We start from the raw sequence: 20,175 nt of genomic DNA on the forward strand, positions 1-20,175 counted from the left end.
GCAATGAAAAATCTGTATACTGCGGCTTAGCTCCTTTAATACTAAAAGATTTTTTATGTTTCTTTTTAAAACCTTATCTCGTATTTTTCTGACTACATTCATAGCTTGTTTATCGATTTCAAGTTTTGCACAATCATCAAAAAATCAAACCTTAGTAATGGTTGGTGGTGCCCTTAACGTATGCAGTAGTGTCAATACTCATCACTGTACCAATGAAAACGAGCTACAAGGTAAACAAGCTGCTCAATTTAAGATCACAGAGCGTGCTTTAACAGAATTAAAAAACGCATGGCCGAGTGCTAACGAATCACACCGTAAACGAGTAATACAGGTACTCAGTAAGTTGGCTAAAAGTCATTCAGAGTCAGTGACTAAGTCAGCTTTGTTATGGGCGTGGCGTGATATTGACAATGAAAGCTTGAGTGAGCTTGATAGCCATGAGTTTAATTTTATATTGGATATGCTCGAAGTCGCTGTTCTCGATTCTAATGGGAATAGACTAAAAGAGCAGGTTTTTAATGATCTTAACCTAGAAAAGGCGAACTCAGATATTGTTGATTTTGTTGGAGCAAGTATAAAAGTCTCAAGCCAAACACCTAAAGTGCTTGTTGTTACAGCATCAAGTCGTGACCCATATGCTGCAGCAGATTTTTACCAGTCGCTTTTTGAAAATAAAGGAATTAAAACAGAATGGCTTGCTTTAACACCAGCCTCTGCGTTTGCTATGACACATAATCAATGCGCTGATTTAAAAAATATACGTCAAGCAAAAATGCATGTTTATAATCGTGAACAAGTCTACACAGATAGGGTGTTAGCTGAACAAGCTTTGTGTGATGCTGGCATTAAAACTGTACGGGAAAAAATCCAGTCGGCAACGGCGGTGATCTTTAACGATGAACAGCAAACAAACCTGCAACAAGTTTTGTTCGATAACAACGGCAAGAAACTACCTTGGTTTGATGATTTGCAATCTCGTCCAGTGATTATGTCAACTGGAGTAAGTAGTTTATTACAAGCAGGTGGTCAGAATGCATTCGGTTCTGTGCCTAGCATAATTAGTGGTGACGGTATTACTTCTCTGAGAAACAAGCCCATACAGCAAGCATGTACGGGCTGTGTGAGCGAGCAAGCAACAGGTGAACTTATTTACTCGTCTACTGGTGGACTCGGAACATTCAATTACGGCCCTGTTGATAGTCAATTTAGTGAAAATAATCGTATGCCCAGGTTAATCAGCATTTTAAATGCAACAGGCCAGCGAAATGGCTTTGGAATTGATGAAGCAACCGCTCTTGTTATGATCCATTCAACTGATACTCGTTTAATGACCGTTATTGGTCGAAGTGGTGTAACGCATATACAGTCACAGGGTGAAAATAAAGGTCTCATAGACTATTGGCCAACGGGGGCTGTCATCGATATTAAGGGCAATGAATTTACTTTATCAAAAAGCTCTACAGATAAGGCGTTAGCTACAATCAAAATTCCACCATTACCCATGCAGCGATTTGGAAATATTTTTGAAGCTGAAAAATTGCGTTCTTTATTGCAAGCTATTTGCTTAACACAAGAAAAGCAAGCGGTAGCGCAACAAGACGAGTTTTTACTTGCTTTTAATGCAGATAAAAACACTGAGTATCATCGTCTTAATAATTCACAAACAGGCTGTGCTGTAAGCAACCTGGCATTCTCTATTGAGACCTTTTAGTTATTAAAACTTAATGCCTGTATAGATTTTGTTATTGAGTTGATTTAGGTCATACGCTTTTCTTACTAAAATAAGCTAACCTGTAAAAAGTGCCTTAGCATCAGTGGAAAATGTATGAAAAAATTACTGCTATTAACAAGTGGAGGGGATTGCCCTGGTCTCAATGGGGTGATCCGAGCGGTTGTCAAAGCCGCTGAACATGATGGTAACTGGCAGGTATATGGTAGCCGAAGAGCTTACTGCGGTGTATTAGAAACACCGAACGACATTGTCCACCTTACAAACGAGCTGACTGCAGGCATTCATGTGCGTGGTGGAACAATATTGGAAACGGTGAACAAGGGCAACCCCATTGCCTTTCCAGTAAATGTTGACGGTAAACACCTACTTGTTGACCGTTCTAAGGAGTTAATTGAGAAGCTAGCAGAGCTTGGTTTTGATGCGGTTATCAATATTGGTGGTGACGGTTCTCATAAAGTCTCTCAGCACTTATTTGAACATGGTTTAAATATCGTAGGCGTACCAAAAACCATTGATAATGATTTATATGGTACTGATTATACAATAGGTTTTCAAACTGCCGTCGACACCGCCACAGAAGCGATAGATCGCTTAATACCAACAGCGCAGAGCCATAACCGAGTGATTATTACTGAAGTAATGGGTCGCGACGCTGGTTGGATTTGTTTGCATTCAGCGATAGCTGCTGGTGCAGAAGTGGCGCTTATTCCAGAAATTCCTTACGATATTGAGTCGATAAAAGCCAAACTAACATCACGTTTTAATAAAGGGCATGGGTTTGCCAATATCGTTATTTCAGAAGGGGCAAAGTCCCTTGCTGGTAATGTTGTTTGTAAACAATCAAATGAATTTGGCTATGAAAATCCAGTGCTTGGTGGCATTGCTGAGCAGCTTGCTTCACAAATAAGAGACGGGCTTGACCTTGATGTCAGAGTAACCGTGTTAGGTCATATTCAACGCGGCGGTACACCTAATGCGTTTGATAGGGTGTTAGCAGCAGAGTTTGGTGTGCAGGCATTCGAGCTAGTTAAACAGGGGCGATTCGGTTTTATCCCTGTTAGTAAAGAGGGTGAAATTAAACCAATTAGTTTAAAACAAGCAACTTCAGAATATCGTGTTATTCCTTCAGGACATTCGTTAATAACAAGTGCTCGCGCAATGGGCATTTGTTTAGGCGATTAGTCAATGACTCCTAACTGATAGTTTTAAAACGGTTTTGTAATCAAAATTATCAGTTATCACTGAAAATCTGTGAATAGAAATTATTTATTGCACAAAAAATATGCTCTAAGGCAAGTTTTTTATTTAATGTAAATTAGTTTAAAGACGCTTGATCTGCGTGCTTTTTTGTTTAGAATGATCGTTCACTCTAAACTAAGGACTTAAACATGCAGCGCTCTCGCATTCCATTCTTTGCAGTGTCAGCTCTCGCTGGTGCTGTTTTTTTATCAGGCTGCGGCCAATCAGAACAGGCTCAAGGGCAGACTCAGGCAGCTCAAGCGGTTCCTGTTGGTGTAATTGAGATGCAAAGCAAACCACTTACACTTACAAAAGAACTTCCTGGTCGCGTATCAGCGTCTCGTATCGCTGAAATAAGACCGCAAGTGAACGGAATTATACAATCGCGTTTATTTGTAGAAGGTGCTGAGGTTAAAAAAGGCCAAGCGCTTTATCAAATTGACCCATCGACGTTTGAAGCGCAAGTAGCAACAAGTAAAGCGGCAATCACAAAAGCAGAAGCAAGTATTGCAAATGCAAAAGCTAAATCAGAGCGTTATAAAGAACTGTTAAATATAAAAGCAGTGAGTCAACAAGATTATGACGAAGCTGATGCGGCATACAAAGGCGCTAAAGCAGATTTGTTAACCGCTCAAGCACAGTTAAAAACTGCAGAAATTAATTTGAACTACAGCAAAGTGTTAGCACCTATTAGTGGTCAAATTGGTAAGTCAGATGTTACAGCGGGGGCACTTGTCAGTGCTAATCAAGCATCGGCATTAGCGACAATTACACAACTTGATCCTATTTTTGTAGATTTAACGCAATCAAGCAGTGAATTAACCCGTCTTAAAAAAGCAATTGCAACAGGTGAGCTTGATAAAGATGCTGCACAGCATTCTAAAGTTGAGCTAAAAATGGAAGACGGCACCACTTATGCTCATAAAGGGACACTTAAGTTCTCTGAAGTGACTGTTGACCCAAGCACAGGCTCTGTCACTCTTCGTGCTGAATTTCCTAATCCTGAAAAATTGTTATTACCAGGGATGTATGTACGTGCTGTTGTTGTTGAAGGTGTTAAGAACGACGCAATCCTCGCTCCACAACGTGGTGTAAGCCGTAATACTAAAGGTGAGCCAACTGCGATGGTGGTAAGTAAAGATAACAAAGTTGAGCCTCGTATTTTAAAAACAGACCGTACAGTCGGTGCTAACTGGTTAGTGACTGAGGGTCTACAAAGCGGCGATAAGCTGATTGTTGAAGGTCTTCAGAAAATTAGACCTGGTGCACCTGTTAATCCTATGCCTGCTGAGTCAGTTGCAAATAGCCAGTAACGGAGAAACTTAATGTCACGATTTTTTATTGATCGGCCCATATTTGCTTGGGTACTTGCCATTGTAGTGATGCTGGCAGGTATTCTAGCAATTAGAAGTTTGCCGGTTGCACAGTATCCATCAATTGCGCCACCAGCAATCAGTATTCAAGCCAATTACCCAGGTGCGTCGGCCCGTACATTAGAAGATACGGTTACTCAGGTTATTGAACAAAAGATGAAGGGTCTTGATGGCTTGTTATATATGTCGTCTACCTCAGAATCGAATGGTTCAGCGACATTAACATTGACTTTTAGTGCTGATACGGACCCTGATATAGCGCAAGTTCAAGTACAAAATAAGTTGTCACTTGCAACACCATTACTTCCGCAAGAGGTGCAGCGTCAAGGTGTCTCTGTTGCTAAGTCTGCTAGAAACTTTTTAATGGTAGTGGGCTTTGTATCCGAAGATGGAAGCATGAATAATATTGATATCGGTGATTATGTTTCATCGAATGTACTTGATATTATTTCCCGTGTGAACGGCGTTGGTGAAGTTCAGCTTTTTGGTTCACAATATGCCATGCGAATTTGGTTAGACCCATCAAAACTGCAAAAATACGCATTAACACCAGCAGATATAAGTGCTGCGATTAGTGCCCAAAACGCGCAGGTTTCAGCAGGTCAGCTCGGTGCGCTGCCTGCAGTTGATGGTCAGCAATTGAATGCAACAGTAACCGCACAAAGCCGCTTACAAACACCAGAACAATTTAGAAATATCTTTGTAAAAACGAATGCGGATGGTTCAGTTGTTCGCTTAAGCGATGTTGCAGAAGTGGAACTTGGTGGTGAAAACTATGGGGTGGTTGCGCGCTTTAACGGTAAACCAGCCTCTGGTTTAGGCGTTAAACTTGCCAGCGGGGCAAATGCACTTGATACTGCCGATGGTGTAAAAGCAGCACTTGCTGAGCTTGAGCCATTTTTCCCTGAAGGGCTAACAACCGTTGTTCCTTACGACACAACTCCGTTCGTATCATTATCAATTGAAAAAGTAGTCAGTACACTAATTGAAGCCGTTGTATTGGTATTCTTAGTGATGTACTTATTCTTGCAGAATTTTAGAGCCACACTTATTCCAACTATAGCAGTGCCTGTTGTATTACTAGGGACCTTTGCGATTTTGCAGGTGTTTGGTTATTCAATTAACACATTAACCATGTTTGCAATGGTACTGGCAATCGGCTTGCTTGTTGATGATGCCATCGTTGTTGTTGAGAACGTGGAACGTGTAATGACCGAAGAGAACTTATCTCCACTGGAAGCAACACGTAAATCGATGGACGAGATTAAAGGTGCGCTTGTCGGTATTGCTATGGTGCTCTCAGCGGTGTTCGTTCCGATGGCATTCTTTGCGGGTTCCACAGGCGTTATTTATCGTCAATTCTCGATCACCCTTGTAACAGCAATGAGTTTATCGGTATTGGTGGCGTTAATTTTAACACCTGCTTTATGTGCAACTATGTTAAAGCCTAGCCATGTTCATAATGATAAATCACTTTTTGGCCGCTTCTTCTTAGGATTTAACCGAGGATTCGATAAAACTAATAATGGTGCGCAAAGCTTCGTATCGCGCATGATCAAGCACAGTAAACGTTACTTACTTTGTTATGGGTTGATTGTTGGTGGCATGGTATTTATTTTCTCGCAATTGCCATCTGCTTTCTTGCCAGATGAAGACCAAGGGATTTTATTTAACCAAGTCAGCTTACCTGCAGGTTCAACAACAGAACAAACGTTAAAAGTTGTTGAAAAGATGGAACGTCATTTTTTAGAGGACCAATCTGAAGCTGTGCGCTCTATCTTTACAGTAACAGGCTTTAGTTTTGCAGGTTCAGGGCAAAATGCTGCCATTGGTTTCGTTGGCTTAAAACATTGGGATGAACGTCAACGTGACGATCTATCTGTTGGTGCTGTCGCTGGTAAAGCAATGGGCTTTTTCTCAACCATTAAAGAAGCTTTTGTATTTGCTTTTCCACCTCCAGCTGTTGTTGAGCTAGGCACGGCAAATGGTTTTACTTTATTCCTACAAGATCGTGTTGGTTTGGGGCATGACAAGTTACTTGAAGCGCGCAATATGTTCCTTGGTATGGCGGCTCAAAACCCTGTGCTTTCAGGTGTACGTCCAAATGGTCAAGAAGATAAGCCAGAGCTTGAACTTGATATTGATTTGGCTAAAGCTGAGGCACTGGGTTTAACACAAGCTGATATAAATAATACGCTATCAACCGCTTGGGGTAGTAGTTATGTAAATGACTTTATTGACCGTGGTCGCGTTAAGAAAGTGTATCTGCAAGGTATCCCTGAATCACGTATGGTTCCAGAAGATTTAGATGAATGGTATGTGCGTAACTCAGCAGGTGATATGGTGCCATTTACAGCATTTGCACGTTCATTCTGGACATATGGGTCACCGCGACTAGAACGTTATAATGGTTTTTCAGCTATGGAAATCCAAGGGGCAGCTGCGCCAGGTTATAGTACTGGTCAAGCAATGATTGAAGTGGAAAAAATTGTTAAGAAATTACCGCCAGGTGTTGCCTTTGAATGGACCGGCATTTCTTATGAAGAGCGCCTAAGCGGTGGTCAAGCTCCATTATTGTATGCACTTTCATTATTAGTTGTATTCCTGTGTCTTGCCGCATTATACGAAAGCTGGTCTGTGCCTGCTGCGGTAATGTTAATTGTACCGCTGGGGGTATTTGGTGCAGGAGTTGCGTCATTTGTATTTAATTTATCGAATGATATTTATCTACAAGTTGGTCTATTAACCACCATAGGTTTAGCATCCAAAAATGCCATTCTTATTGTTGAATTTGCTATTCATAAAATGGATGAAGGGATGAAGTTAGTTGATGCGGCTGTGGCAGCTATCCGTCTACGTTTACGGCCAATCTTTATGACGTCAATGGCGTTTGTATGTGGTGTATTACCTCTTGCAATAGCCTCAAGTGCAGGCTCTGGTGCTCAAAATGCACTCGGTATTGCGGTTATTGGCGGTACGCTTGCATCATCAAGTATTGTGGTGTTGTTTGTGCCGTTATTCTTTGTATTAGTACGTCGTATCTTCCCTGGTAAGCATAAAGCGACAAATGAGGAGCAAGTATAATGACCCTTAAACTCGTTTCTGTTTCTGTGGCAGCTTTGTTACTGTCTGCTTGTAATATGGCGCCAGATCTTGAACAACGTGAATTACCCGTTGCACAAAGCTATGATGTAGAGGGTGGAGAAGGCGATATAAACGCGCTGCATTGGCAAACCTTCTTTAGTAATGACCAATTACAACAGTTAATTCAACTCACGCTTGAAAATAACAAAGACATACAAACTGCTGCACTCAATGTGCAGCAGGTGAGAGCTATGTATCAAATCGAGGATTCAAATTTGTATCCAAGCATCGATTTAAATGCATCAGGCACACGTCAGCGTTTACCTGCAGATTTATCTAACACGGGGCAAGCAACAATCACAGAGCAATACTCTGCAACGGTTGGCTTAACGGCTTACGAGCTTGACCTGTGGGGGAAAGTACGCAATCAGTCTGAGCAGGCACTGCAAAACTTATATTCAGCAGAGTATAGCTTGACCAGTGTTCGCATCAGCTTGATATCTGAACTGGTTAATGCATGGCTAAACTACGCAACCGATAAAGCATTACTTGCGCTTGCTAACGATACGCTTAAATCACAACAAGAGTCATTAGAGTTAACACGAAAGACCTTTGCATTGGGTGCCGCCTCACAGTTAACGCTATCTCAGTTAGAAAGTACAGTAGCAACAGCAAAGGTGGATATTGCAAATTATCAACGCCTACTTAAACGTGATAAAAATGCCTTAGACTTTTTAGTGGGTAAAACGGTGAGTGCTGATTTATTGCCTTCGCAAAGTATTGATACCGTGCTTAACATGCCTGAGGTGCCCGTTGGTTTACCGTCTGAGTTATTAACCCAGCGTCCTGATATAAGAGCTGCTGAACATGACCTACTTGCTGCAAATGCAAATATTGGTGTTGCGAAAGCGGCTTTTTATCCAAGCATTAGTTTAACAGCCAATGCTGGAACCGCTTCTGCTGATCTTGATAATTTGTTTGATTCAGGCTCAGGCACATGGAGCTTTGTACCTTCGATTAACTTACCTATTTTTAATATGGGACGTAATCAGGCTAACTTAGATGTGGCCAAAGCACAGCAAGAAGCTGCGCTAACAAGTTATGAGCAAACAATCCAGCAAGCGTTTAAAGAAGTGTCTGATGCACTTGCAGACCGTCAAGGTTATAAACAACAGCTTGATGCTTTAAATGATCTTTATCGTAGCAATGAGGTATCTTTTACCTTGTCGGATGCACGTTTCCAAAAAGGTGCAGATAGTTATTTGCAAGTGCTAGATGCACAACGTAATTGGTATAGTGCAGGGCAGCAGTTAATTTTAGGTAAGCAAGCGTATCTTGCCAGCCAAATTAACCTCTACAAAGCTCTTGGTGGTGGCTGGAGTGCCCAACACGTTGCGCAATAAACTACCAATTGCATAATTTATTTAAGGACTTGCATGATCTTAGTTGTTTTATCACAAAGCAATGATTAAGATCATGTAAACCTTATTTAAGTTATAGTTAACCCACGTCACATTACCTCGGAGACAAAATGACGCAAAAAACCAAAAGACACAACGACCCTGCGCTTGCTGAGGCCAGACGGAATCAAGTGCTTTGTGCGGCTGCTGATTGTTTCCGACGCAAAGGTTACCATGGTGCGGGTATGGCTGAAATTTCTAAAACTGCGGGTATGAGTGCTGGCCATATCTACAATTACTTTGCGAGTAAAGAAGCTATTATTGAATCTATTGTCGAGCGCGATATGGAAGAGATGTTCTCTATCTTTAAAGAGTTTGCCAATAAGCCAGGTGACCGTGTTACGGTGCTACTCGATGGCCTAGAGCGAGGAGTTGAACGTCATACTGATTTAAACCAAGGTGCGCTTGATCTTGAAATGTTGGCTGAAGCTGCACGCAATGAAAAAGTGGCTAACTTACTGAGAGAGTCCGATAGCCATGCTCGTGATTCTATGCGTGAGTTACTGATTGGTGAAAGAGGCCCCTTGCAGGATACAGAGCTGTCTGAGGTAAATGCACGTATTGAAGTGATGTTTTCAGTGATGGGCGGGTTATTGCTCAGAAAGATGCTCAACCCTTCCCTTGATACTCAGCAGTTAATGAAGGCACTAAAACCCGCCATGAGGACTTTGCTAGTCCCTTTTGAGTAATATCAAATAGAGGCGTGATACGCCTCTATTTTTAAAATCGTTCTATTGACCATTGTAATGCGATAAGAGCAATCGCAACAGACCCTACTGGCATGACCCATTTTTTGTACCAATCATAATTTCGCATAGCAATAAGTAACGGTAAGCAAACAGCTAAAATTGCAAGCTGGCCTAGCTCTACACCTAGATTAAATGCAAGTATGCTCATCAATTGGTAATTAGAAGATAAGCCAAGCTCACCTAGTACGCTCGCAAAGCCCATTCCATGCAAAAGACCAAATGCAAAGGTTACCCATCCTAAGCGAACAATTAGTGGCCAAATATTATTAAGCGCAGCAAATAGCACTGAAATTGCAATTCCCAGTTCAACCCAACGGCTATTAGGCGATACCAGTTCCAATGCAGTAGCTGTTAATGTGATTGAGTGTGCAAGTGTAAAAGCGGTGATGATCCACGCTGTATCCACGGCTATTTTCTTTTTAGAGTTAATCCCTTGCCAACGCTTATCATTTCTAACGAGAACGCACGTTAATAATAGAGCCACAAGGAATAAAATATGGTCCACACCCATCCAAATATGTAAAACACCCTGATAGACATATTCGATGAATGTGTCGCTGTAACTCGATTTACTGAAATTAATGACTTGCGATTGTTTGTTCTGACTAAACACTCTGCTTGAATTAGCAACAGCTGCAATCGCTTTATGATTTGAGTCTATATCAAATAGCGCGGTGTATTTTAGGGTAATTGCGGCAGACGCGCTTGGGCAAACTATCTGAACAGGGACATCAATGTATGATTGATTAAAGTGAGAGTCTACTTTTAATTCTCCATTGTAAGATAACAAGCAAGGCTCTGCAGATTGCACTGTAGATAAGTGTTTACTTAGATAAGAGATAATTGCCGATTGTTTGGTTTTAATTTCTTGCCATGTAATCACGTTATCTTGGTTTAAATCAAAGGGGATTTTTTGTTCTAAATCACCAACGGCAACCTGCCAAGAGCCCGATAATTTTAACTGCTCGGTCGAATCAGCTTCAAGATTCAAATAGGCTGTACTTAATTGGTGTGCTTTTAACGTAAAGCTACAAGCAAAAAGCATTAAAGCAATTAAAAGTGACTGTTTCATTGTAATTCCCTAGTTGTGCTTGGTCGCTAATTCGAGCAGGCGTTTATCGCTCTCTAACTTAGCATGCTGCCAGTTAATGTTTGCCCAATAAGTAGCTTTTGTAGGATCATGATTTATCATTAAATAATACCAAGCAAGGTCACTGGCATGATAGGTGTCTTGTCTCAATTCTCGTAGTGTTACTCGCTTTTTCAGCAGTGTTTGCCACTTACTTGATTGGCTGTCTTCTTTATTTAGTTCTGCTTGTGCTAAGCGAAGTAATAAAGCATCTTCTAGATTGCTTTCATCTGCTGTAAGTTTTGAAAGTGTCACGAGCACTTTTTCGTTATTACCAAGCGCTAATTGCGCATTTGCCCACAACACAACTAAGCTGACAGGTGCTTTGGCCAGATCAACTTCATTTAAATATTGTAAGGTTTGTTCTGGCATGTTTAATCGATAAGCCATTTCTGCAAGAACATGGCGTGTATTCATGCTTATGTTTCGTTTTTTGATAATTTTTTTTAAGCCGTCATAGCTTTTTGCCAAATCACCCATTTGGCTTTTAACATCAAGAGAGCAGGTTGAAATTGTCTCAATACTGGCTTTACCCACCAGCGATAAGCAACTTGAATTTGCAGCTGCAAATTGGCCTTGTACTTTAAGAATATTTGCTTTTAGTAAAATTGAATTCACATGGCTAGGGTCGTTTTTTAATAAATCATTCAATACCGCCAAAGCAAGTTCGAACTTGTGCTCGCGTTGCAGCAGGCGTGCATAATAGTAGTGGATATCAGGGTCATCCGTTTGACGAATTTTTTCTGATAAGTAATTTTTTAACAGGCCTTGGTTTGATTCTGTTCTACCAGCCCATTGATTCTGCTCAAATAACGTTGCCAATTCGTATTTCGATAATGTGGCAGGTAAAGGACTTCTTGAACTTGCTATTATATCTTCGTCGTTCGGTATATATGGCTCTGCTTGCAATAGCGTTGTTGTAAATAGTAGGAAGAAAGAAAATAATTTCATAATTTATCCTTATAAAGGCCATCCGTGGCCAAGTTTGCAATTAGTTTCCACTAACCAGATCATCAAAGTTTGCCTCTGCGCCTGTATTTGTAAATACACGACCGTTTAAGCTCAATGGTTTATCTGATGCACTCTGACTAAATGCAGCACGGCCAATTGTTGTGAAGTCAACTTGCAACGCCTCAATGGTGATACTCACAGTGGCTGTTGCTTGACTGTTTTTACTATCAGTCACAGCAAAATCAAAACTGTCAGAGCCTGTTGTTTCTGGATTTGGCGTGTATGTATAACTGCCATCAGCATTAACAACAACATCACCTAAGCTCGGTTCAGACACTAAACTGTAAGTAAGTGCATCGCCGTCAGGGTCAGACCCTTTTAGCATATCTTCAATAGCAACTTCTGTTTGTGTTGTTACCATTGCATCAATTGCACTGGGAGCATTGTTTACAGGTGTCGGTTTCATTTTGTCATCATTATCACTACCGCCACAGCCTGCGAGTACGCCTGCAAAAATGCTAAGGAGTAAGGTAGAACGATTGAATTTACACATAATTGCCTCCTTACTTAGACCCAGCAATTGGCGTTGCAAGATAAGGGAAACTAGCATCCATCATACTTGCATCCAATGGGGCACCATCTGTGAATGGAACAGTACCTACACTGGCATCATCTGATGTACATAAGCCTAAGTCTGTGTCGGTGCCGTTGACAGGGATTGGATAACACAAACGACCCATTACAACACGAAGCGCAATATCAACAACATCATCACCCGGACGACGACCGTTAGGGAAGCCAGCTAAATCATCACCTGCTACGCCAAATGCAGATTGTTCTGACTGCGCTGTTGCTGCAATGGCGGTATTTAAACGTAGCATTTCTGATGGTGTTACAGTTGCAAGCTGGTTTACACCTGGGAAGCCAGTTAAAAACGCAGTTACCAAGTCAACACGAGGGAAGTTGGTTGGTGCAAGGGTTTCGATATTCGTACCTAAGGTAGTATTTACAGCATCTTTAAATAAGATGTTAAGTAGCTCGGGTAGTGAAGGGTGTGTTACATAATCAGCGAACTGACCATCATCAGCAGGAGCAGATGTAGAGAAAGTGTCTTTATCCTTAAGGCCAATGACAAGCTCGTTTACAAGTGGGTTACCAAGGCGAGACACTTGTGTTAAGGCACCCCCGTTCACAGCATTTTTAGCAAATGAAGCATTCGGGTTTAGAATACGTGCTTGAGGTAAACTTGCCGTTGTCCAGCTACCAATTGTGCCGTTACCTTCACCAGTGACACAAGCTTTGGGTACTTCAACTGCAATTGCAGTGACATTTTTCATTGCTAAATCATCATTGTCTGCAGATTGTGTAATACCTCCAGGAAAGCCATTACCGTCACCTGCTCCAGGGGCACTGTCGCCTTCAACTGGCACATAATTAACTAGGTCAAAGGTTTTACCAAGGTTAACAACAAATGGGTCTTTACGCTGGCCTACAAATACTTTACCCATACCGCTGCAGCCTGGAATCGCAACAGTGTAGATATACTGGTTTGCATACTCTTTATAAGCAGACATCGATGAGAATGTTTTGTTACCGATGTAATCAAGCGGTTTGTAAAACTCATTACTGCTGTTCATGGTATTGGTCAGCATTGCTTTAGTGCCGGTACGTTGTGGGCCTGAAATAACACTAACAGTATATGATTCACTAAAATTTACTGCAGCGTCATTTCCAGCTGCGACACCACCTACGTTTTTAAGAGGTACTGCCACGGTTCTTTGGTTGCCTTCTGGTCCCACAGTGAGTGCAACTCCCATATTGTCATTAGGGAGCATGCTTTTGAAATTAAAAGCAAAAGTCATATCTTCAATGGCATCACCGTCATTATCGATATGAATACTGTAAGTTGCATCAGGATCCATAGCGAAATAATTTGGGCCGCCATATGCATCCTGAAGTGGGATGTAGTTAGCGATAAAGGTGACATAGTCGCCACGACCTTCTTCGTAGCTATTAAACGCGTAAAAGTCAGTTGAATCTAATGTCGGGAAGCGCGCGATGTTTGGCGCTTCACGGTGACTTGAAGCTTCAGTTGGAGAGCTGAATAGGGTACTACATACTACAATTGCAATAAGAGATGGAGTTACGTTCTTCATGACTTTATCCTTAGTTTTTTAAATTAAGTCATAGTGAATACGTATTGGTAATTTAACTGGATGCAATAATTTTAAAGTTTTTTAACAAAAATATAAAAAGCCGTGCTTAGCACGGCTTATTAGTCTAAAGAACAACTAGCTCTGTGGTGTAAAGCACCTCAGTTGGTGAGCCATTTGGGGAGCCCCCTAATGGTTCAAGGCTGACTGCAAGCAAACTTATATCATCTGCATTAAAGCGGGCATCCTTAGGTAGTTCTAATCTTCCTGACTTAGGTAATAGGCCAAGGGAGATAGGCGCTTCTTGCTCTTTTATTATCATCCAAAGCTCATAATCCTTATCGGTGCGAGGAATTAACGCGGCAGATGCTTTTACTGATAAGTTATTTTGTTGGACATCAATAAACCATAAAGGTGTTTGCTCTTGGTTTTTGAATAATGCGATTTGTTGTGCTTGAGATTTTGCAGACTCATGAGGCTGCCAAATGATCAGAGCAAGCACAATACATGCAGCCGTTGCTATTAATGACCATGCTTGGAGTATCGATGAGTTCGATTTTTTTGCTTTGCTGTGAATAGGAATAACATCTGGGTCGACACGACTGACTATTTTTTCCCATACATGATCATCAGGAGGGATAGACTCAATGGAACTTGCTAAGTTGTTAAGATGCTGCTCCCACATCCATGTTGCTTCTCTGGCACGAGTTGATGTCAGCATTAATCTGGCAAATCTATCACGCGCAGGGCCTCTTAAAGTGCCAAGCACATATTCAGCGGCTAACATATCAATAAGTGTTTGGTTTTCATAATTCATAATGTTAAGCACCTTTGTAGCTGTTGTAACCCGCGTCTGATCCAGCTTTTAACCGTACCTAGAGGAGACGAAATGTGGTCAACAAGTTCATGATGAGTCAAACCCTTATAATAAGCCAAGTGAATAACTTGTCTTTGTTGTGGATCAAGTTGTTCAATACAGTCTACTAATTTTGAATCATCCTCATAGGACACCTGTATGGAGGTTAGATCTTCTTGCTCTTGCTCATCAGTTAAACTTTGCTCTTTACGTACCTTTTTATGACGTAACAGGTCTAAGCAGCGATACCTTACGATACTTATCATCCAAGACATTACAGCACCTTTAGATACCTGATAGTCACTGGCGTTGTGCCATATTTTAACAAAAGCATCTTGTAAGACTTCTTCAGCTTGAGCTCGATTACCCAGCATTTTTACGCTGATAGCAAATAACTTCGCACTGGTTGACTGGTACAAATCAGCAAAAGCGCGTTTATCACCCTTTGCTGTTGCACTGAGCAGTGCTAATAGTTGATCATTGTCCATAAAGTTCCTGTTGTTCTTGTTGTATTTAATTAACGGTTAACTCATCTTTTTAGATGCAAAAAAACATTACTTTTAGAGAAAAGACTGTAATTAAATGATAAAACCACACCTTTTCTATTAGTTAGCCTAGCATGGATGTCCAACTTGGCAACTTTAGCTCATTTATTTTCATGCACTTATGTAAGTTATTCATAAATTTGTGAAAATATGACCTAAACTATAAGATAGATTTATTTTAAATTATTAAGTCACTGTTTTTATTAGCTCTAATTATGAGTGTTTAAGTAAATTACTGGTTTGAAACTTGCTTTTAATTAATAAATTAGAAAAACAAGGAGTGATTATGTGGGCTGCTATTAGTTATTTGGCGTTAGGAATTGCATTTATAATTGTAGGGTTGAGTGTTGAGGCTATTTATTTTGCGTTATTTTTTTATTGGACTGCTTTATCCTTACTTCTTGTAAGTGGTGCTTATTTCTTTAACTTGGCGCGCATATTTCGTAAGCGTGAAAATGGCGTTATTCCGATTTATATCCGCTGGGCATTTATCCCTTTTTTGATGGGCGCACAACTATACAATGCATGGTCTCGCAAAAATGATAAAGTTCCGCCATTACAGCAAATTGACGAGCAATTATTTTTAGCATGCCGTTTATTTCCCTCTGACATAGACACTATGAAAGAGATGGGCATAACAGCTATTTTAGATGTTACTTGTGAATTTGATGGACTTGAGTGGTCATCAACCCAAGAAAACATCCGTTATTTGAATATTCCTGTTTTAGACCATAGTGTGCCTACTAAGGCACAATTAAACCAAGCAATCAACTGGATTCACCATCAGGTTAAACAAGAACGACGTGTTGTTGTTCATTGCGCTCTTGGCCGTGGACGCTCCGTTTTTGTGATGGCTGCTTATCTGCTAAGTCAAAATAAAGATGCAGATGTGCACGACATTCTATTGAAAATTAAAGAAACCCGCGAAACTGCAAACTTAAATAAGCGCCAATTGCGCCATTTAGTTCGTCGTCATCGAAATGGCGATTTATTAATTAAAAATAAAGCGGTGTTAATTGCAAATCCAGTCTCGGGCACCAAATTATGGGAATCTAAAAATAAGCAAATAACTTCACGTTTATCGCAATATTACGACCTTACTGTGCATACAACCACTAAGGATACAAATGGAACAGAGCTTGCCGAAGAAGCGATAAAGTCAAAGCCAGATGTAATCATTGCATGTGGTGGTGATGGAACTGTGACAGAAGTTGCCACAGTATTAGTTAATACAGATTGTAAACTCGGTATCATCCCGCTTGGTACAGCAAACGCCCTTGCCCATGTGTTAATGGGAATAAAGTCAAAAATTATTCCTGTCGAGCAAGCTTGCGAATTAATTATTGAAGGACAGGCTACGCGCATTGATACAGCGCTTTGTAATGGCGAAAGAATGTTACTTTTAGCCGGTGTAGGATTTGAGCAACAAATGATTGAAAAAGCGCACCGTGAAGCCAAGAATGAATCGGGTCAACTCGCGTATTTACAAGGCTTTTGGCAGGCGTTAGGTGAGCATGAAGCACAAGACTATACAGTGACAATTGACAGTAATGAGCCGCAAGTGATTAATACCACAAGTTTGATTGTAGCAAATGCAGCACCTTTTACTACTTTGTTGGCTCAGTCAGCAGGTCAGCCTGATCATCAAGATGGTCTATTAGATGTGAATTGGTTAACACCTAGTACGGATTCAAAAGCAAGTACCTTGAGTATTGCTGAATTGGTTTTTTCGAGTATTACGCAAACAAGTTTCGCGATTGACAGTCATCACACAAATGCGAGAGAAGTCACTATAAGTGCAGATGAACCCTTGAGTTATGTGATAGATGGTGAGGTTAAAACGGCCGATAAACTGGTGGTTGAAGTATCACCGAAATCACTTTCGGTGATAACCTCAGAGCAGGCTTAACGCTACTTTTTTATACTTTTCCATTGGAACGGTGCGTCGTCATCGTCAGCGGTATTAGAAAAGGTATCAATGTATAATTGCTCTACCTTTTCGCGTGCCCAAGGCGTTTTGCGTAAAAACTTGAGGCTCGATTTAACACTTGGATCATTTTGAAAACAGCGCACATCAATTTGCGACGCCAAACCATCCCAACCAAGCTTTTCTTGTAGCTTGGTTACGATATCAGCGAGTTTAACACCATGTAGAGGATTGTTAGGTTGATTGTCCATGACTCTTCTTTATAACTTTAAACCAGTACATTCTAACTTAGAACGCCTACCTTTGCTATTTGCAGATTTAGTTAACACGAATAGTTTTTGCTGGACGTGGTCTCATAATGTTGCCATCTTTATCAATTCTTAACCAAGATAACTCGCTGTTGTTAAAGTGTGTATGCTTTGCAGCACAAACGAGCTCGCTTTGACCTATCTGAATAATTGCGCCCTCAGTGTAGCGTTTGTTGTCATACCAACACAGCTTTGATTGGTCATATATATCTTGAGAATCAAATACAACAACAGGCTTATCTCTTGCGATTGAGCTCACTGAAAATAAAATACTAAATATTAAAAACGTATGCTTTAATAAACTCAAAATGTACCTCTGTGTATGCAGTTTTATATATCTACACTAAGCTTAATCCTTGTTACTATAAAAATACACATATCTATAATAAAAAGGAGAACACATGCAATTTGATACTAATATGCTTGATGAGTTAACGCTTCTTGCAAAGTTTCCGCGTGATTCACAAATGCAGGGTATTAAAATCCACTCAGATGCAGATACTTCAATAAGGGATGCCGCAAAGCGCCTCTATGATAAAGGCATCACTGATAGCCCTGATGGTGGCTATTTAACGGATTTAGGACTGGATTTGATCAAGCATGTCAGCGTGATCAATTCAGCGCTCAGATAGAAAATATAGAATTTAACAGGCCCGATATTAACGGGCCTTTACTTTGTTCCTTGCAAGCTATTTTAATTAAACTGCATCAGGTTGATTCTGCGGCGCAGCATCAATAAAAGCATCAAGCTTATTACACTGCTCGTAAACAGCTGCAATCTTAGGGTATTTAGTCATATCGACCTTAAAGCGCAGTGCATTAAATACTTGCGGTACAAGGCACACATCAGCAAGCGTTGGTTTGTTCCCAACACAAAAAGTGTCCGCTTCATCAAGTAGCTTTTCGATGCTTTGAAAACCAACTTCTACCCAATGCTTATACCAGGTTGTTTTTGCGTCTTCATCAACACCAAGATCGTTAGCTAAGTACTTTAATACGCGCAAATTATCAATCGGGTGGATATCGCATGCTACGGCATAACATAAATTGCGGATCTGAGCTTTTTGCCATGCATCACCAGTCAAAAGCGGTGTGTCTGGGTGCGTTTCTTCAAGCCACTCTAAAATAGCCAGAGACTGAGCAAGTACACCTTGCTCAGTTTCAAGTGCAGGCAATAAACCTTGTGGGTTCTTAGCAAGGTATTCGTCGCTTTGTTGCTCTGATTTTAATAAGTTAACTGTCACCAGCTCGTGATCAATGTTCTTCAAATTAAGGGCAATGCGCACTCGGTATGCAGCGGATGAACGAAAATAGCTATAAAGTTTCATTATGCGTCCTGTTTACCAGTGAAATGTTTTTTAATAGTACGCCAACAGTCTGTGTAATTAGGCTGGCGCTCTTTACCTTCAAGGGCATATTTTGTTGGTGAAATAACGTAACGTGATTCGAACATAAATGCCAAGGTATTTTCGTAGCGTTGAGGTTGAAGGTCAGCATTTGAGGCTTTTTCAAATACATCAGCTTCTGGACCATGTGGCGACATACAATTATGTAAGCTTGAGCCACCAGGCACAAAACCATGCTCTTTCGCGTCATACACACCTTCGATTAAGCCCATAAATTCACTCATGATATTACGGTGATAATAAGGTGGGCGGAAAGTATTTTCTGCAACCATCCAACGAGGTGGGAAAATAGCAAAGTCGATATTAGCGACTCCCTCAGTCCCTGATGGTGATGTTAACACGGTGAAGATTGATGGATCTGGGTGGTCATAACTTACCGTATTCATAACGTTGAAACGGGCAAGATCATATTTGTATGGCGCACTATTTCCTGTCCATGCCACAACATCCAAAGGAGAATGGCTGATATCACAACGGAACATATTGCCATTAAATTTGGCGACAAGCTCAAAGTCACCTTCGATATCTTCATAGGCCGCAACAGGGTAGTGGAAGTCACGGTCATTAGCATATCCGTTTGCACCAACAGGGCCGCGCTCTGGTAAAATATAGGCATGGCCATAGTTTTCACAAATATAACCACGGGCTGTGTCTGTTAATAAATCAACAGCAAATTTTATCCCACGAGGAATAACAGCAATTTCACCTGCACGAATGGTCAGTTTACCGCACTCGGTTCTTAGCAATAGCTCACCGTGTTGCGGCACAAACAACATTTCACCATCTGCATTATAAAAGTAACGGTTTTGCATTGATTTATTAGCGACATAAATATGAATACCAATACCGGCTTGGCCATTGGCACTACCGTTAGCTGCCATGGTGACTAAACCATCAATAAAATCAGTTGGCTTTTCTGGTATTTCAATTGGATCCCAACGTAGCATGGTGGGTGGCGTTGCTACTTCTGTGATAGGAGCGGTACGAATCAGGCCATTATCAATTGGTGTGTAATCACCTTGTACAACTGAAGGTCGAATGCGATAAAACCATGTTCGGCGGTTATCAGCACGTGGGGCTGTGAATGCCGTTGTACTGAACTGCTCAGCATATAAATCGTATTTTACTTTTTGTGGGCTGAATTGACCGATTGGTAATGCACCGGGTAATGCTTCGGTTTCAAATTCATTACCAAAGCCTGTCATATATTGTAATTCGTTATTCATCACTAGACTCCTGAAAGGTTTTAGGTAAGATACTCTC

18 protein-coding genes are annotated in these 20,175 nt (G+C 40.9%); 8 read left to right on the forward strand and 10 right to left on the reverse strand.

Going from position 1 to position 20,175, the window contains the following annotated elements; genetic code table 11:
• Positions 1 to 55: 55 nt before the first annotated feature.
• The 6 genes from L3V41_RS07535 to L3V41_RS07560 all read left to right on the forward strand — a co-directional run bounded on the left by L3V41_RS07535 (position 56) and on the right by L3V41_RS07560 (position 9,577).
• Positions 56 to 1,711, forward strand: coding sequence for a cyanophycinase (locus tag L3V41_RS07535; protein ID WP_237127472.1), 1,656 nt, complete (start codon positions 56 to 58; stop codon positions 1,709 to 1,711).
• Positions 1,712 to 1,825: 114 nt separating this feature from the next.
• Positions 1,826 to 2,914 (forward strand): ATP-dependent 6-phosphofructokinase, encoded by a 1,089-nt coding sequence (locus tag L3V41_RS07540; RefSeq protein WP_062567937.1) that lies wholly within the window; start codon positions 1,826 to 1,828, stop codon positions 2,912 to 2,914.
• A gap of 206 nt (positions 2,915 to 3,120) precedes the next feature.
• On the forward strand, positions 3,121 to 4,284 hold the full coding sequence (locus L3V41_RS07545) for an efflux RND transporter periplasmic adaptor subunit (protein ID WP_062567936.1): 1,164 nt from the start codon (positions 3,121 to 3,123) through the stop codon (positions 4,282 to 4,284).
• Positions 4,285 to 4,296: 12 nt separating this feature from the next.
• Positions 4,297 to 7,428, forward strand: a complete 3,132-nt coding sequence (locus L3V41_RS07550) for an efflux RND transporter permease subunit (protein ID WP_062567935.1) — start codon at positions 4,297 to 4,299, stop codon at positions 7,426 to 7,428.
• Positions 7,428 to 8,831 (forward strand): efflux transporter outer membrane subunit, encoded by a 1,404-nt coding sequence (locus L3V41_RS07555; protein ID WP_237115595.1) that lies wholly within the window; start codon positions 7,428 to 7,430, stop codon positions 8,829 to 8,831. Before L3V41_RS07550 ends, L3V41_RS07555 begins: the two co-directional genes overlap by 1 nt.
• 128 nt (positions 8,832 to 8,959) lie before the next feature.
• Positions 8,960 to 9,577: a TetR/AcrR family transcriptional regulator gene (locus tag L3V41_RS07560; RefSeq protein ID WP_062567933.1), complete on the forward strand. Its 618-nt coding sequence runs from the start codon at positions 8,960 to 8,962 to the stop codon at positions 9,575 to 9,577.
• Between the two features lie 31 nt (positions 9,578 to 9,608).
• On the opposite strand, the gene L3V41_RS07565 is transcribed toward L3V41_RS07560, so the two are convergent.
• The 6 genes from L3V41_RS07565 to L3V41_RS07590 form a co-directional block, all read right to left on the reverse strand.
• Positions 9,609 to 10,709 (reverse strand): HupE/UreJ family protein, encoded by a 1,101-nt coding sequence (locus L3V41_RS07565; protein WP_237115594.1) that lies wholly within the window; start codon positions 10,707 to 10,709, stop codon positions 9,609 to 9,611.
• A gap of 9 nt (positions 10,710 to 10,718) precedes the next feature.
• Positions 10,719 to 11,717 (reverse strand): hypothetical protein, encoded by a 999-nt coding sequence (locus L3V41_RS07570; RefSeq protein ID WP_237115593.1) that lies wholly within the window; start codon positions 11,715 to 11,717, stop codon positions 10,719 to 10,721.
• 40 nt (positions 11,718 to 11,757) lie between these two features.
• Positions 11,758 to 12,270: an Ig-like domain-containing protein gene (locus tag L3V41_RS07575; RefSeq protein WP_237127473.1), complete on the reverse strand. Its 513-nt coding sequence runs from the start codon at positions 12,268 to 12,270 to the stop codon at positions 11,758 to 11,760.
• Between the two features lie 10 nt (positions 12,271 to 12,280).
• The gene (locus L3V41_RS07580) at positions 12,281 to 13,873 is read right to left on the reverse strand and encodes a DUF4331 domain-containing protein (protein ID WP_130152101.1); all 1,593 of its coding nucleotides are present in this window, start codon (positions 13,871 to 13,873) and stop codon (positions 12,281 to 12,283) included.
• Positions 13,874 to 13,997: 124 nt separating this feature from the next.
• Positions 13,998 to 14,687 carry an anti-sigma factor gene (locus L3V41_RS07585; RefSeq protein ID WP_237127474.1) on the reverse strand — a complete coding sequence of 230 codons (690 nt, stop codon included), beginning with the start codon at positions 14,685 to 14,687 and terminating at the stop codon, positions 13,998 to 14,000.
• A complete protein-coding gene (locus tag L3V41_RS07590) occupies positions 14,684 to 15,214 on the reverse strand; it encodes a sigma-70 family RNA polymerase sigma factor (protein WP_062567927.1) in 531 nt (176 codons plus the stop codon). The genes L3V41_RS07585 and L3V41_RS07590 overlap by 4 nt, the downstream gene beginning before the upstream one ends.
• A 343-nt stretch (positions 15,215 to 15,557) precedes the next feature.
• Between L3V41_RS07590 and L3V41_RS07595 the strand changes: the two genes are divergently transcribed.
• Complete coding sequence (locus tag L3V41_RS07595) at positions 15,558 to 17,180, forward strand: diacylglycerol kinase family protein (RefSeq protein WP_237127475.1); 1,623 nt, start codon at positions 15,558 to 15,560, stop codon at positions 17,178 to 17,180.
• 2 nt (positions 17,181 to 17,182) lie between these two features.
• On the opposite strand, the gene L3V41_RS07600 is transcribed toward L3V41_RS07595, so the two are convergent.
• Both L3V41_RS07600 and L3V41_RS07605 read right to left on the reverse strand, forming a co-directional pair.
• A complete protein-coding gene (locus tag L3V41_RS07600) occupies positions 17,183 to 17,449 on the reverse strand; it encodes a VF530 family protein (RefSeq protein WP_062567925.1) in 267 nt (88 codons plus the stop codon).
• Positions 17,450 to 17,516: 67 nt separating this feature from the next.
• Complete coding sequence (locus tag L3V41_RS07605; protein WP_237115589.1) at positions 17,517 to 17,813, reverse strand: DUF1496 domain-containing protein; 297 nt, start codon at positions 17,811 to 17,813, stop codon at positions 17,517 to 17,519.
• A 94-nt stretch (positions 17,814 to 17,907) separates the two neighbouring features.
• On the opposite strand from L3V41_RS07605, the gene L3V41_RS07610 reads away from it, so the two are divergent.
• Complete coding sequence (locus L3V41_RS07610) at positions 17,908 to 18,138, forward strand: TIGR02647 family protein (RefSeq protein ID WP_062567923.1); 231 nt, start codon at positions 17,908 to 17,910, stop codon at positions 18,136 to 18,138.
• Between the two features lie 66 nt (positions 18,139 to 18,204).
• Here L3V41_RS07610 and maiA read toward each other — a convergent pair whose 3' ends face one another.
• Both maiA and hmgA read right to left on the reverse strand, forming a co-directional pair.
• A complete protein-coding gene (gene maiA, locus L3V41_RS07615; RefSeq protein ID WP_062567922.1) occupies positions 18,205 to 18,834 on the reverse strand; it encodes a maleylacetoacetate isomerase in 630 nt (209 codons plus the stop codon).
• On the reverse strand, positions 18,834 to 20,138 hold the full coding sequence (hmgA, locus tag L3V41_RS07620; RefSeq protein WP_237115588.1) for a homogentisate 1,2-dioxygenase: 1,305 nt from the start codon (positions 20,136 to 20,138) through the stop codon (positions 18,834 to 18,836). Before hmgA ends, maiA begins: the two co-directional genes overlap by 1 nt.
• Between the last annotated feature and the right edge of the window lie 37 nt (positions 20,139 to 20,175).

This window comes from Pseudoalteromonas sp. L21, assembly GCF_021728035.1.
Taxonomy (GTDB): domain Bacteria; phylum Pseudomonadota; class Gammaproteobacteria; order Enterobacterales; family Alteromonadaceae; genus Pseudoalteromonas; species Pseudoalteromonas arabiensis.